The sequence below is a fragment of the Streptomyces sp. NPDC001393 genome, assembly GCF_053597455.1.
In genome coordinates this window covers 100,754-113,410 of record NZ_JBSFIH010000012.1, presented here as the reverse complement: position 1 = coordinate 113,410, position 12,657 = coordinate 100,754, and the positions used below count along the sequence as shown (strand labels likewise).

At 71.1% G+C, this 12,657-nt stretch carries 16 protein-coding genes; all 16 read left to right on the top strand.

The genetic code is table 11. The features are described from left to right. Positions 1 to 252: 252 nt before the first annotated feature. Positions 253 to 672, top strand: coding sequence for a 30S ribosomal protein S16 (gene rpsP, locus ACWC2T_RS16270; RefSeq protein ID WP_450671009.1), 420 nt, complete (start codon positions 253 to 255; stop codon positions 670 to 672). 5 nt (positions 673 to 677) lie between these two features. Then, positions 678 to 917 (top strand): RNA-binding protein, encoded by a 240-nt coding sequence (locus ACWC2T_RS16265; protein WP_003973401.1) that lies wholly within the window; start codon positions 678 to 680, stop codon positions 915 to 917. 106 nt (positions 918 to 1,023) lie between these two features. Further along, positions 1,024 to 1,575 carry a ribosome maturation factor RimM gene (gene rimM, locus ACWC2T_RS16260; RefSeq protein WP_450671008.1) on the top strand — a complete coding sequence of 184 codons (552 nt, stop codon included), beginning with the start codon at positions 1,024 to 1,026 and terminating at the stop codon, positions 1,573 to 1,575. Beyond that, positions 1,575 to 2,408: a tRNA (guanosine(37)-N1)-methyltransferase TrmD gene (gene trmD, locus ACWC2T_RS16255; protein WP_450671007.1), complete on the top strand. Its 834-nt coding sequence runs from the start codon at positions 1,575 to 1,577 to the stop codon at positions 2,406 to 2,408. The genes rimM and trmD overlap by 1 nt, the downstream gene beginning before the upstream one ends. Before the next feature lie 135 nt (positions 2,409 to 2,543). Further along, positions 2,544 to 2,894 carry a 50S ribosomal protein L19 gene (gene rplS / locus ACWC2T_RS16250; protein WP_055704359.1) on the top strand — a complete coding sequence of 117 codons (351 nt, stop codon included), beginning with the start codon at positions 2,544 to 2,546 and terminating at the stop codon, positions 2,892 to 2,894. 63 nt (positions 2,895 to 2,957) lie between these two features. Continuing rightward, positions 2,958 to 3,653 carry a signal peptidase I gene (gene lepB, locus ACWC2T_RS16245; RefSeq protein WP_450671006.1) on the top strand — a complete coding sequence of 232 codons (696 nt, stop codon included), beginning with the start codon at positions 2,958 to 2,960 and terminating at the stop codon, positions 3,651 to 3,653. Next, positions 3,646 to 4,737, top strand: coding sequence for a signal peptidase I (gene lepB, locus ACWC2T_RS16240; RefSeq protein ID WP_450671005.1), 1,092 nt, complete (start codon positions 3,646 to 3,648; stop codon positions 4,735 to 4,737). The genes lepB (ACWC2T_RS16245) and lepB (ACWC2T_RS16240) overlap by 8 nt, the downstream gene beginning before the upstream one ends. Next, the gene (gene lepB, locus ACWC2T_RS16235) at positions 4,625 to 5,635 is read left to right on the top strand and encodes a signal peptidase I (protein ID WP_450671004.1); all 1,011 of its coding nucleotides are present in this window, start codon (positions 4,625 to 4,627) and stop codon (positions 5,633 to 5,635) included. Before lepB (ACWC2T_RS16240) ends, lepB (ACWC2T_RS16235) begins: the two co-directional genes overlap by 113 nt. 193 nt (positions 5,636 to 5,828) lie before the next feature. Then, on the top strand, positions 5,829 to 6,614 hold the full coding sequence (lepB, locus tag ACWC2T_RS16230) for a signal peptidase I (RefSeq protein WP_450671003.1): 786 nt from the start codon (positions 5,829 to 5,831) through the stop codon (positions 6,612 to 6,614). Next, positions 6,604 to 7,140: an NUDIX hydrolase gene (locus ACWC2T_RS16225; protein ID WP_450671002.1), complete on the top strand. Its 537-nt coding sequence runs from the start codon at positions 6,604 to 6,606 to the stop codon at positions 7,138 to 7,140. Before lepB (ACWC2T_RS16230) ends, ACWC2T_RS16225 begins: the two co-directional genes overlap by 11 nt. 56 nt (positions 7,141 to 7,196) lie before the next feature. Next, positions 7,197 to 7,505 (top strand): DUF2469 domain-containing protein, encoded by a 309-nt coding sequence (locus ACWC2T_RS16220; protein WP_003965949.1) that lies wholly within the window; start codon positions 7,197 to 7,199, stop codon positions 7,503 to 7,505. A gap of 81 nt (positions 7,506 to 7,586) precedes the next feature. After that, complete coding sequence (locus tag ACWC2T_RS16215; protein WP_351560257.1) at positions 7,587 to 7,982, top strand: YraN family protein; 396 nt, start codon at positions 7,587 to 7,589, stop codon at positions 7,980 to 7,982. Then, the gene (locus ACWC2T_RS16210; protein ID WP_450671001.1) at positions 7,983 to 9,608 is read left to right on the top strand and encodes a YifB family Mg chelatase-like AAA ATPase; all 1,626 of its coding nucleotides are present in this window, start codon (positions 7,983 to 7,985) and stop codon (positions 9,606 to 9,608) included. Then, positions 9,605 to 10,765, top strand: coding sequence for a DNA-processing protein DprA (gene dprA, locus ACWC2T_RS16205; RefSeq protein ID WP_450671000.1), 1,161 nt, complete (start codon positions 9,605 to 9,607; stop codon positions 10,763 to 10,765). Before ACWC2T_RS16210 ends, dprA begins: the two co-directional genes overlap by 4 nt. Positions 10,766 to 11,086: 321 nt before the next feature. Then, entirely contained in the window at positions 11,087 to 11,929 is an 843-nt protein-coding gene (gene whiG / locus ACWC2T_RS16200) for an RNA polymerase sigma factor WhiG (protein ID WP_450670999.1), read from the top strand. A gap of 85 nt (positions 11,930 to 12,014) precedes the next feature. After that, complete coding sequence (locus tag ACWC2T_RS16195) at positions 12,015 to 12,572, top strand: TetR/AcrR family transcriptional regulator (protein ID WP_450671063.1); 558 nt, start codon at positions 12,015 to 12,017, stop codon at positions 12,570 to 12,572. Positions 12,573 to 12,657: the final 85 nt, after the last annotated feature.

Here is a 12,657-nt window from a genome sequence, read left to right as displayed (position 1 = left end):
CACAGCACCGGGCAGCGCACCCGACGTGATCTCACCTCCACGCCGGGTGCCTCCCAGGCATGCCCGGAGTCCGCCGGCCCGCCCCGGGCCAGAAGCGACCCGCAGGGTGTGGCACAATGGCTAGCTGTACTCGACAGCCGCACAGGACCCCTCTCTCCTCCGGCTGACGCGTCCATCGGGCATTCGGGTACCGCAACCCCACGCGGCAGCTCGCCGTGCCCAACCACGTCAAATCCAGGAGAACCCACTCCCGTGGCAGTCAAGATCAAGCTGAAGCGTCTGGGCAAGATCCGTTCGCCTCACTACCGCATCGTCGTCGCCGACTCCCGTACCCGCCGTGACGGCCGGGCCATCGAGGAGATCGGCAAGTACCACCCGACCTACAACCCGTCGGTCATCGAGGTGGACGCCGAGCGCGTGGCGTACTGGCTGGGTGTCGGCGCGCAGCCGACCGAGCCCGTTCTCGCCATCCTGAAGAAGACCGGCGACTGGCAGAAGTTCAAGGGCGAGCCGGCTCCCGCGCCGCTGCTCACCGCCGAGCCCAAGCCGGCCCGTCCGTCGTTCGAGGCTCTCGGCGGTGACGACGAGGGCAAGGGTGAGGCGATCACCCAGAAGAAGAAGGCTGAGAAGAAGGACGAGGCGGCCGCCGAGTCCGCGTCGACCGAGGCCTGAGCAGCATGCTCGAAGAGGCGCTTGAGCACCTCGTGAAGGGCATCGTCGACAACCCTGACGATGTGCAGGTCGCCTCGCGCAACCTGCGCCGCGGGCGCGTGCTCGAGGTCCGGGTCCACCCGGACGACCTCGGCAAGGTGATCGGCCGCAACGGCCGCACCGCGCGCGCTCTGCGTACCGTCGTGGGCGCCATCGGCGGTCGCGGTGTCCGCGTCGACCTCGTCGACGTGGACCACGTCCGCTGACGCTTCAAAGCAACCGGCTCGGGCCGGGGAGGGCCACTGGGCCGTCCCCGGCCCGCAGTCGTATGAGCCTCGCGGCTCTCGTCGTTCCGACAGGAGATCAAGCACAGTGCAGCTGGTAGTCGCACGGATCGGCCGCGCCCACGGCATCAAGGGCGAGGTCACCGTGGAGGTACGAACCGACGAGCCGGAACTGCGGCTCGCCCCGGGCGCCGTCCTGGCCACCGACCCGGCCTCCGCCGGGCCCCTCACCATCGCCACCGGCCGGGTCCACAGCGGCCGTCTCCTGCTGCGCTTCGAGGGCGTCACCGACCGCAACGCGGCCGAGGCCCTGCGCAACACCCTCCTGATCGCCGAGATCGACCCGGAGGAACTGCCCGAGGGCGAGGACGAGTACTACGACCACCAGCTCATCGACCTCGACGTGGTCACCGAGGACGGCGTGGAGGTCGGCCGGATCACCGAGATCTCGCACCTGCCCTCCCAGGACCTGTTCATCGTCGAGCGCCCCGACGGCAGCGAGGTGATGATCCCCTTCGTGGAGGAGATCGTCACCGAGATCGACCTGGAGGAGCAGAGGGCGGTCATCGCCCCGCCGCCGGGCCTGATCGACGACCGGGCCGAGATCGTCTCGTCCAGGGACGCGGGAGACGAGTCGTAATGCGCCTCGACGTCGTCACGATCTTCCCCGAGTACCTGGACCCGCTGAACGTCTCCCTCGTGGGCAAGGCACGCGCGCGTGGGCAGCTCGATGTCCATGTGCACGATCTGCGCTCGTGGACGTACGACCGCCACAACACCGTCGACGACACCCCGTACGGCGGCGGCCCCGGCATGGTCATGAAGACCGAGCCCTGGGGCGACGCCCTGGACACGGTCCTCGCCGACGGCTACGAGACCGGCGCCACGGCCCCCGCGCTGATCGTGCCCACCCCCAGCGGCCGCCCCTTCACCCAGGAACTCGCCGTGGAGCTCTCCGAGCGCCCCTGGCTGATCTTCACGCCGGCGCGTTACGAGGGCATCGACCGGCGCGTCATGGACGAGTACGCCACGCGGATACCGGTGTACGAGGTCTCCATCGGCGACTACGTCCTCGCCGGCGGTGAGGCGGCCGTCCTGGTCATCACGGAGGCCGTGGCGCGGCTGCTGCCCGGCGTCCTCGGCAACGCCGAGTCCCACCGTGACGACTCCTTCGCGCCCGGCGCGATGGCGAGCCTCCTGGAAGGCCCCGTCTACACCAAGCCGCCCGTCTGGCGCGGCCGGGGCATCCCGGACGTGCTGCTCAGCGGCCACCACGGCAGGATCGCCCGCTGGCGCCGTGACGAGGCCCTCAGGCGTACGACCGCCCACCGGCCCGACCTGATCGAGCGCTGCGACCCCAAGGCCTTCGACAAGAAGGACCGCGAGATGCTCTCCATCCTGGGCTGGGAACCGGACCCGGAAGGCCACCCGTACGGCCGATTTTGGCGGCGGGCCGGGGGCGTGGAACAATAGACCGCTGTTGTGCGCCCGTCCGGCGTGCGCCCCTGCCACAGGGGGACACGACGCCCGCCCCGACCCGCACACGGCTTCGTGCAAACACCTAGTTTCCGTTGATGACCTGTGGCATCAGCGAAGAAAGCAGACGAAATGTCTCACCTGCTCGACTCCGTCGACGCCGCGTCGCTGCGCAGCGACATCCCGGCCTTCCGTCCGGGTGACACCGTCAACGTCCACGTCCGCGTCATCGAGGGCAACCGCTCCCGTGTGCAGCAGTTCAAGGGCGTTGTGATCCGTCGCCAGGGCTCCGGTGTCCGCGAGACCTTCACGGTCCGCAAGGTCTCGTTCTCCGTCGGCGTCGAGCGCACCTTCCCGGTGCACACCCCGATCGTCGAGAAGATCGAGCTGGTCACCCGTGGTGACGTGCGCCGCGCCAAGCTGTACTACCTCCGTGACCTGCGCGGCAAGGCCGCGAAGATCAAGGAGAAGCGCGAGAGCTGAGCGCTTCCCCGGTGTCACGGCCCTGACCGGGCGCACAGCGGAGCCGGATAGCATCGGGCTCCGATGGACACCGAAGCACAGCCGACGGAACGCGACCGCTCCTCCCACCCGGATTCCCCGGGGCCGGAGGGACGGTCGCGTTTCGCGTTGGTGACGCGGATCGCCGACTGGCTGCCGGGCGGCAGGATCACCCTCACGCTCTTGTGCTGCCTGGCGTTTTTGCTCGTCCTCAACGCTTTCGTGGTGCAACCGTTCCAGATTCCGAGCGGTTCCATGGAACAGGGCTTGAGGATCGGGGACCGCGTTCTCGTAAATAAGTTGGCGTACCGTTTCGGTGCCCAGCCGCGCCGCGGCGACGTGATCGTGTTCGACGGCACGGGGTATTTCGGGGACGCCGACTACATCAAGCGGGTGGTCGGTACGGGGGGAGACCATGTGGTCTGCTGCGACAGGCAGGGGAGGATCGAGGTGAACGGCCGCGCCGTCGACGAGTCGGCGTTCCTCTATCCCGGGGACAGCGCCTCCGGCGTGCCCTTCGACGTCGTCGTACCCGCCGGCCGTCTGTTCGTCCTCGGCGACCACCGCAGCGACTCCAGCGACTCCCGCGACCATCTCGGCTCGCCCGGCGGTGGCATGATCCCGGTCGGTGACGTCATCGGCCGCGCCGACTGGATCCTGTGGCCGTACGACCATGTCACGCACCTGACACGGCCCTCCGCCTACGCGCGCGTGCCCGCTGCGGAGGGCGCGCATGGGTAACCGCGGCAAACCGCGCGGGGTGTCCAGCAACCCCGCCGACAACCTGCTGCCCACCGGATCGCGCCGCACCTCCGCGCCCGGCGGCGGCCGTACGCGCGCGGAGCGGCGGAAACTCCAGCGGAAGGTCAAACGCAGGCGCAGGCGTTCAGCCGTTCGGGAGATCCCTCTTCTGGTCGGTGTCGCCGTCCTCATAGCGCTGGTCCTGAAGACCTTCCTCGTCCAGGCGTTCGTGATCCCGTCCGGCTCGATGGAGCAGACGATCCGGATCGGCGACCGCGTCCTGGTCGACAAGTTCACCCCCTGGTTCGGTGCCACGCCGCAGCGCGGGGACGTCGTCGTCTTCCACGACCCGGGCGGTTGGCTGGCCGACGAGCAGACGGCCAAGCAGCACGACCCGGTCGTCGTCAAGCAGCTCAAGGAAGGCCTCACCTTCATCGGCCTGCTGCCCTCCGACAACGAGAAGGACCTGATCAAGCGGGTCATCGGGGTCGGCGGCGACCACGTCAAGTGCTGCGACGCGCAGGGCCGGGTCACCGTCAACGGCGTACCCCTCACCGAAGGGGATTACATCTATCCGGGTGACGTCCCGTCCGCCCAGCCCTTCGACATCACCGTCCCCAAGGGCCGGCTGTGGGTCATGGGCGACCACCGGGGCAACTCCGCGGACTCCCGTTTCCACCAGAACACCCCGTACGGCGGAACGGTGGCCGAGGAATCCGTGGTGGGCCGGGCCGTCGCCATCGGCTGGCCGATCGGCCACTGGACACGCCTTGCGGAACCTAAAACCTTCGCAAGCGTCGCCGACTCCGCGGCGGGTGCGACCGCCGGTCGCTCACCGTCGCATAGGGTTGCCCCCGAGAATCCGAACGGAACGACCCAGCTCCCGACCCCTGCGGAACTCCCGCTCGTTATGGGAGTGGTGGGCCTGCGTCGTATGCGGTGCAGGCGGCGGCACAGAGTAAGGAGTTGGCGTGGGGGATGTGGCGGTTGGCGCACGGTCGGGGCACGACGGCGAGGAGCACCGCGGGCACCCCGTGGAAGACAACGCCCCCGTGCCGGACGGCGCCATGACCTCTGGGAATGACGCGGCGGGCGACGAGGGCGCGCCGGACGACGGGCAGCGGCCGAGGACCGACGCCGCGGGTGCGGGCGCATCCGCGGCCCGGTCGAGGAAGCCCCGCTCCTTCTGGAAGGAGCTGCCGATCCTCGTGGTCATCGCGCTGGTGCTGGCGCTGCTGATCAAGACGTTCCTCGTGCAGGCGTTCTCGATCCCGTCCGCCTCGATGCAGAACACCCTCCAGGTGGGTGACCGCGTCCTGGTCGACAAGCTCACCCCGTGGTTCGGCTCCAAGCCCGAGCGCGGCGAGGTCGTGGTCTTCCACGACCCGGACGACTGGCTGGCGGGCGAACCGGCACCGAGCCCGAACGCCGTGCAGCAGGTCCTCAGCTGGATCGGCCTGATGCCGTCCGCCAACGAGAAGGACCTCATCAAGCGCGTGATCGGCGTCGGCGGTGACACGGTCCAGTGCAAGGGCGACGGCCCGCTGCTGGTCAACGGCCACGCCCTGAACGAGCCGTACGTCTACCCCGGCAACACGCCGTGCACCGACGACGAGCTGGGCGGCCAGTTCAAGGTGACCGTCCCCAAGGGCTACATCTGGGTGATGGGCGACCACCGCCAGAACTCCCGTGACTCCCGGTACAACCAGTCCGACAAGCACCACGGCATGGTCCCGGTCAGCGACGTCGTGGGCCGCGCGATCGTCAAGGCCTGGCCGATCAACCGCTGGGGCACCCTGCCGATCCCGGACACCTTCGACCAGCCCGGCATCAACCAGCAGACCTCGGCGTCCGCCGCCCTGACGGTGGCCCCGCAGGGCGTGGCCATCGCGGCGGTGCTGCCGGTGGCGATCTGGCGCCGCCGGCGCACGGACCGGCTGGAGTCGAAGACCGAGCAGAAGACGGCCGCGGGCAGCCGCTGACCGAAGGCGTCCCGGCGCTCCCCGAAGGGTGGACGGTGGACCGCCTGGGCTGCTGGGCCTCGTACGGGCCCGATCGACCGAGGCGATCCGGAACCTGTGGGTCCGGCGGCCGTCAGTCCTGTGCCCCCGGTCCGGCAGCGGTCGTGAAACAGGGGCTGCCCCTGCCCGGTACTGCCGGGTAGGGTGCGGGTCCATGGGTGGCGAGAGCACGACGCGTACGGCCCCGCACAGCGGCGGGACAGGCACGGCACAGCCCGGCGGCAGCCGGCTCGGACAACGGCTGTCCTCGGTGGCGGTGGCACTGGGCCTGGTGCTGTTCCTCGGCGGATTCGGCTGGGCGGCGGTGACCTACCGGCCGTACACCGTGCCCACGAGCTCCATGACCCCCACGATCGACGCCGGTGACCGCGTGCTGGCGCAGAAGGTCGACGGCAGCGAGGTGAGGCGCGGTGACGTGGTCGTCTTCGAGGACAAGAGCTGGGTCACCAACGCCAAGGTGGTCAAGCGGGTGGTCGCGGTCGGCGGCGACACCGTCTCCTGCTGCACGAACGGCAAGCTGACCGTCAACGGCAAGCAGATCGACGAGCCCTATCTGCCCAAGGGCAGCCTGGCCGAGATCAAGAACATCCCGACGGTGACCGTCCCCCAGGGCCGTCTGTTCCTCCTCGGTGACGAGCGCCAGGGCTCCCTGGACTCCACGGCCCATCTCACCGACGCGGCCAAGGGCACGGTCTCCCGCGACGCCGTGACCGCCCGCGTCGACGCGGTCATCTGGCCCTGGAAGGGCTCGCTCAAGCGCCCCACCGGCTTCGAAGCCCTCGGCACACTGTCCCAGCCCGGCCCGCTGTCCACGATCGAGCTGCTGATCGTCGCCGGCGCCGTTCTGGTGCTGGCCGGCGGTGCCTACGGCCCGATCGCGAGTCGCATGGGCCGCTCACGCGCGCGTGGCGCCCGCCCGGAGGCGGCCGGTGTCCGCTGAGGCCACGCGGCCCGGCGAGGACTCGTGCGGGGACTCGTACGAGGGCGGGCTGCGCAAGGTGGCCCGGGTGGTCCTGCTCGACCCGGAGGACCGCATCCTCCTCCTGCACGGCCATGAGCCGGACGATCCGGCCGACGACTGGTGGTTCACCCCCGGCGGCGGCCTGGAGGGCGCCGAGACGCGCGAGGAGGCCGCGCTCAGGGAACTCGCCGAGGAGACCGGCATCACCGACGTCGAACTCGGTCCGGTGCTGTGGCGCCGCATGTGCTCCTTCCCGTTCGCGGGCCGCCGCTGGGACCAGGACGAGTGGTACTACCTGGCCCGTACGACGCAGACGGCCACTGCGGCGCAGGGGCTGACGGAGCTGGAGCGGCGCAGTGTCGCCGGAGCACGCTGGTGGACGTGTCAGGAACTGACCCGGGCACATGAGACGGTGTATCCGACCAGACTCGCCGGGCTGCTGCGCACGCTGCTCGACGAAGGTCCCCCGGCCAGTCCTGTGATCCTCGACGCGGAAATCGTCTGAGGGGCCGTCGGACTGGCGCACAATGGGGGGATCGCACGGCTGAAGGGGAACATGCCATGAGCGCCGAGGACCTCGAGAAGTACGAGACCGAGATGGAGCTGAAGCTCTACCGGGAGTACCGAGATGTCGTCGGTCTGTTCAAATATGTGATCGAGACCGAGCGGCGTTTCTACCTCACCAACGACTACGAGATGCAGGTTCACTCGGTGCAGGGTGAGGTGTTCTTCGAGGTGTCGATGGCCGATGCCTGGGTCTGGGACATGTACCGGCCGGCGCGCTTCGTGAAGCAGGTGCGGGTCCTCACGTTCAAGGACGTGAACATCGAGGAGCTGAACAAGAGCGACCTGGAGCTTCCGGGCGGGTGATCCGGCCTCTCGCTTGCGGGTGACGGAGTTTTCCACAACCGCCGGGTTGTCCACCAAGATCAACAACTTGGGGCGGGATGCGTGACGGTTGGCGCCGGAGGTGGTGCCGACATGAGCAACGCACGCAGCGCACTCGGCAAGTACGGCGAGGACCTGGCCGCCCGGCGGCTCGCCGAGGCCGGAATGACGATCCTGGAGCGCAACTGGCGCAACGGCCGTTCCGGCGAGATCGACATCGTCGCGCGCGACGGTGACGCGCTCGTCGTCTGCGAGGTGAAGACCCGCAGGGGCGGCGACTACGAACACCCCATGGCCGCGGTGACCCCCGAGAAGGCGGCCAGGCTGCGCGAGCTGGCCGAGCACTGGATCCAGGCCCATGGCGGGGCACCGCCGGGCGGCGTCCGCATCGACCTGATCGGCGTCCTGCTGCCCCACCGCGGCGCCCCGTCCGTCGAGCATGCCCGGGGGGTGGCCTGAATGGGATTCGCCCGCACTTGCTCCGTGGCCCTGGTCGGCGTCGAGGGAGTGGTCGTGGAGGTCCAGGCCGACCTCGAACCCGGCGTCGCCGCCTTCACCCTGGTCGGCCTCCCGGACAAGAGCCTCACGGAGAGCAGGGACCGGGTCCGGGCGGCGGTGGTGAACTCGGGCGGCGAGTGGCCGCAGAAGAAGCTCACCGTCGGACTCAGCCCGGCGTCGGTGCCCAAAGCCGGTTCCGGCTTCGATCTGGCCGTCGCCTGCGCGGTCCTCGGCGCCGCCGAGCGGATCGATCCGCGGGTCCTCGCGGACATCGTCATGATCGGGGAGCTGGGGCTGGACGGCCGGGTCCGGCCGGTCCGCGGCATTCTGCCGTCCGTCCTCGCCGCGGCCGACGCCGGCTACGAGCAAGTGGTCGTGCCCGAGTGTGCCGCCGCCGAGGCCTCGCTGGTCCCCGGCGTCTCCGTCCTCGGCGTGCGCAGCCTGCGGCAGCTCATCGCGGTCCTCACCGAGGAACCCGTCCCTAAGGAGGAACCGGACGAGCAGGGTCGCCCCGACCCCCTCCTGGCCGGTCTGCGCGTGCCGGGCACGGGCGCGGCCACCGGCATGCACAGTGCCGGCGCCGCGCAGCACGAACACGATCACGACCTGGCGGACGTCGTGGGCCAGACGTCAGCCCGTACGGCCGTGGAGGTGGCCGCCGCCGGTGGGCACCACCTGTTCCTCGAGGGCCCGCCCGGCGCGGGCAAGACGATGCTCGCCGAGCGGCTGCCCGCCGTCCTGCCCCGGCTCACCAGGGAGGAGTCGCTGGAGGTCACGGCGGTGCATTCGGTGGCCGGGCTGCTGCCGCCGGGCAAGCCGCTCATCGACGTGGCTCCCTACTGCGCCCCGCACCACTCGGCCACGATGCAGTCCCTCGTCGGCGGAGGCCCCGGCATCCCACGCCCCGGGGCGGTCTCCCTGGCCCATCGCGGCGTGCTGTTCCTCGACGAGGCGCCCGAGTTCCACAGTCAGACCCTGGACGCCCTGCGACAGCCGCTGGAGTCGGGCCATGTCGTGATCGCACGCAGCGCCGGCGTCGTCCGGTTCCCGGCGCGCTTCCTCATGGTGCTGGCGGCCAATCCCTGCCCCTGCGGACGCTTCTCGCAACGCCACTCCCTGTGCGAGTGCCCGCCGTCGGCGATCCGCCGCTACCAGGCCCGGCTCTCCGGCCCGCTGCTGGACCGGGTGGACCTGCGCGTGGGGGTCGATCCGGTCACCCGGACCCAGCTCACCGAACCCGGCGCCCAAGGCGAGTCCACGGCCACCGTGGCCGAGCGGGTGCGGCAGGCCCGCCGGCGCGCAGCAGCCCGCCTGGCCGGGACCCCCTGGCGCACCAACAGCGAAGTCCCCGGCCGCGAACTGCGCAGTCGCTACCACCCCGTCGCCGGGGCGATGGACGAGGCCGAACGCAGCCTCGAGCGGGGTGTGCTCACCGCCCGGGGCATCGACCGGGTCCTGCGCGTGGCCTGGACGGTCGCCGACCTCGTCGGACACGACCGCCCGGACGCCACCGACGTCGCCCTCGCCCTGCAGCTGCGCACCGGAGTACCGCGCGGGGTGCCGATGGCCATCGGGGCACTGACATGACCACGGGCGAGGGCCCCTCGGACGAGATGCTCGGGCGGGTCTTTCTCTGCCGGGTGGTCGAGCCGGGGGACGAGGTCGGTGGGCGGTGGGTTCGGGAGTTCGGGGTCGGGGAGGTGGTGCGGCGGCTGCGGGAGGGGGTGCCGGCTCTGCCGGGGGTGAGCGAGGCGCGGTGGGCCGGGCTGGTCGCGCGGGCCCGGCGGGCCGTGCCGGAGCGGGATCTGGCGGTGGCCGCGGAGGCCGGGGCGCGGTTCGTGGCCCCCGGGGACGCCGAGTGGCCCGGGCAGCTCGATGATCTCGGGGACGCCCGGCCGATCGGACTGTGGGTGCGCGGGCGGCCCAGTCTGCGGATGTGGGCGCTGAAGTCCGTGGCCGTGGTGGGCGCGCGGGCCTGCACCGAGTACGGCACCCACGTCGCCGCCACCCTCGCCGGAGGCCTCGCCGAGCGGGGCTGGGTGGTGGTCTCGGGTGGCGCGTACGGCATCGACGGCGCCGCCCACCGAGGCGCCCTCGCCGCCCGTGGAGCCACCGTCGCCGTCCTGGCCTGCGGCGTCGACCGGCCCTACCCGCGCGGTCACGCCGCCCTGATCGGCCGGATCGCGGAACAGGGACTGGTGGTGGGCGAGTTGCCCCCGGGCGACCATCCGACCCCCAGCCGGTTCATCCTCCGCAACCGCGTCATCGCCGCGCTGACCAGGGGCACCGTCGTCGTGGAGGCCGCCTGCCGCAGCGGCTCGCTGGCCACCGCGCGGGCGGCAGGGCGCCTGGGACGGTTCACCATGGGCGTGCCCGGCCCCGTCACCAGCGCCCTCTCCGCAGGCGTGCACGAACTGCTGCGCACAGAGTCCACCCTGGTCACCGACGCCGCGGAAGTCATCGAACTCGTGGGTGACATGGGCGAACTGGCCCCACCCCGGAAGGGCCCCGTGCTCCCGCGTGACCTGCTGGAACCCGCCGCCCGGGCCGTCCTCGCCGCCCTGCCCGGCAACCGGGCGGCCGGCGTCGAGGAGATCGCGCTCGGCACACCGACCACCCGGGACGAGGCGATCGCGAGACTGTACGAACTCCGAGCACTTGGGTACGTCGAACGACATGGCGACGGCTGGAAGTTGACACGCCAGGCGGTGATGTCGGTCCGTATCGGTCACGGTCGGTGCTGACCGAGCGTGTTCGGCCGTCCGGGGGAACCACCGACGCCCTTGAGGTTTCCCGGAGTTGATGCTCGGGCCGGTCACGCAGAGCGAGCCGCGAAACCCGCGCACAACACCGGCGGGAGCGCCCCGCGCACGGGTGGAGCCGCACTGTTCGCACACCGCGACACCTCAGTCACGCTACGCTCACGAAGACGGCCGCACAGAACGCGCCAACTCGACACCAGACCGACAGCTCACCCAGGCAGCCCACTTCCCCCACCGAACCCCACCCCGTCCCACTTCACAGCACTTCACAGCACTTCACGGCAGAACGGCACAAGGCGACGAATGCCCCAGCACACCTCCGGGTCCGACCGGGCGGCGATCCCCCCAGCCGCCCGCGACGGTGGCAGCGTGCGGCCGCCCGCTCCCTCGACGCTCGACGAGCTGTGGCGGTCGTACAAGGCGACGGGGGACGACCGGCTGCGGGAGCAGCTGATCCTGCACTACTCGCCACTCGTGAAATACGTCGCGGGCCGGGTGAGCGTCGGCCTGCCGCCCAACGTCGAGCAGGCCGACTTCGTCTCCTCCGGCGTCTTCGGGCTGATCGACGCGATCGAGAAGTTCGACATCGACCGGGAGATCAAGTTCGAGACGTACGCGATCACCCGGATCCGGGGCGCCATGATCGACGAGCTGCGGGCGCTGGACTGGATCCCGCGGTCGGTGCGGCAGAAGGCGCGGAACGTGGAGCGGGCCTACGCCACCCTGGAGGCACGGCTGCGGCGCACCCCGAGCGAGGGCGAGGTCGCCGCCGAGCTGGGCATGGAGGTCGATGAACTCCACGCCGTGTTCAGCCAGTTGTCGCTGGCCAACGTGGTTGCGCTGGAGGAGCTGCTGCACGCCGGCAGCGAGGGCGGGGACCGGCTCAGCCTCATGGACACGCTGGAGGACACCGCCGCGGACAACCCCGTGGAGGTCGCCGAGGACCGGGAGCTGCGCCGCTTCCTGGCGCGGGCGATCAACACGCTGCCCGAGCGGGAGAAGACCGTGGTCACGCTGTACTACTACGAGGGCCTCACCCTCGCCGAGATCGGCAACGTCCTCGGGGTCACCGAGAGCCGGGTCAGCCAGATCCACACCAAGTCGGTGCTGCAGCTGCGGGCCAAGCTGGCGAGCTTCGGGCGCTGAGCCCGGCGGCACGACACCGAGTGGCTCCCGTTCGGCCGGGGGCGTCCGTAAAGTGGTTGACGTGCCAAGGATTCGAGCGGCCTCCGTGGCCGAGCACCGGTCGATGCAGCGAGCCGCCCTGCTGGACGCGGCCCGGTCGTTGCTGTCCGAGGGCGGGACGGAAGCGCTGACGTTTCCCGCGCTGGCCGAGCGGACCGGGCTGGCGCGGTCGTCCGTGTACGAGTACTTCCGGTCGCGGGCCGCGGTGGTCGAGGAGCTGTGCGAGGTCGACTTCCCGGTGTGGGCGGCGGAGGTGGCGGCCGCGATGGAGCGGGCCGACTCCGCCGAGGGCAAGGTCGAGGCCTATGTGCGGCAGCAGCTGGCGCTGGTCGGGGACCGGCGGCATCGGGCGGTCGTCGCCATCTCCGCGAGTGAGCTGGACGCCGGGGCGCGGGAGAAGATCCGGGCGGCGCACGGCGGGCTCGTCGCGATGATCGCCGAGGCGCTCGGGGAGATGGGGCATGAGCAGCCCCGGCTGGCGGCGATGTTGCTGCAGGGGGTCGTGGATGCCGCGGTGCGGCGCATCGAGCTCGGCGCGGCGGAGGATCCCGCGGTGGTGACGGATGCGGCGGTGGCCATGGCGCTGCGGGGTGTGCAGGGCTGACGCCGGCTGCCGCTGGGCGGGATGGGTCCCTGCCTGCGCCGGCAAGGTGCCGCTGCGCCCACCCCTGCCGCCCCCGGCACGAATG

Bases quoted from the DNA above. Each gene is read 5' to 3' on its own strand.
- whiG (WP_450670999.1), top strand. From the start codon at position 11,087: ATGCCCCAGCACACCTCCGGGTCCGACCGGGCGGCGATCCCCCCAGCC.
- lepB (WP_450671005.1), top strand. From the start codon at position 3,646: ATGGGTAACCGCGGCAAACCGCGCGGGGTGTCCAGCAACCCCGCCGAC.
- lepB (WP_450671003.1), top strand. From the start codon at position 5,829: ATGGGTGGCGAGAGCACGACGCGTACGGCCCCGCACAGCGGCGGGACA.
- ACWC2T_RS16210 (WP_450671001.1), top strand. From the start codon at position 7,983: ATGGGATTCGCCCGCACTTGCTCCGTGGCCCTGGTCGGCGTCGAGGGA.
- trmD (WP_450671007.1), top strand. From the start codon at position 1,575: ATGCGCCTCGACGTCGTCACGATCTTCCCCGAGTACCTGGACCCGCTG.
- ACWC2T_RS16265 (WP_003973401.1), top strand. From the start codon at position 678: ATGCTCGAAGAGGCGCTTGAGCACCTCGTGAAGGGCATCGTCGACAAC.
- rplS (WP_055704359.1), top strand. From the start codon at position 2,544: ATGTCTCACCTGCTCGACTCCGTCGACGCCGCGTCGCTGCGCAGCGAC.
- ACWC2T_RS16220 (WP_003965949.1), top strand. From the start codon at position 7,197: ATGAGCGCCGAGGACCTCGAGAAGTACGAGACCGAGATGGAGCTGAAG.
- dprA (WP_450671000.1), top strand. From the start codon at position 9,605: ATGACCACGGGCGAGGGCCCCTCGGACGAGATGCTCGGGCGGGTCTTT.
- lepB (WP_450671006.1), top strand. From the start codon at position 2,958: ATGGACACCGAAGCACAGCCGACGGAACGCGACCGCTCCTCCCACCCG.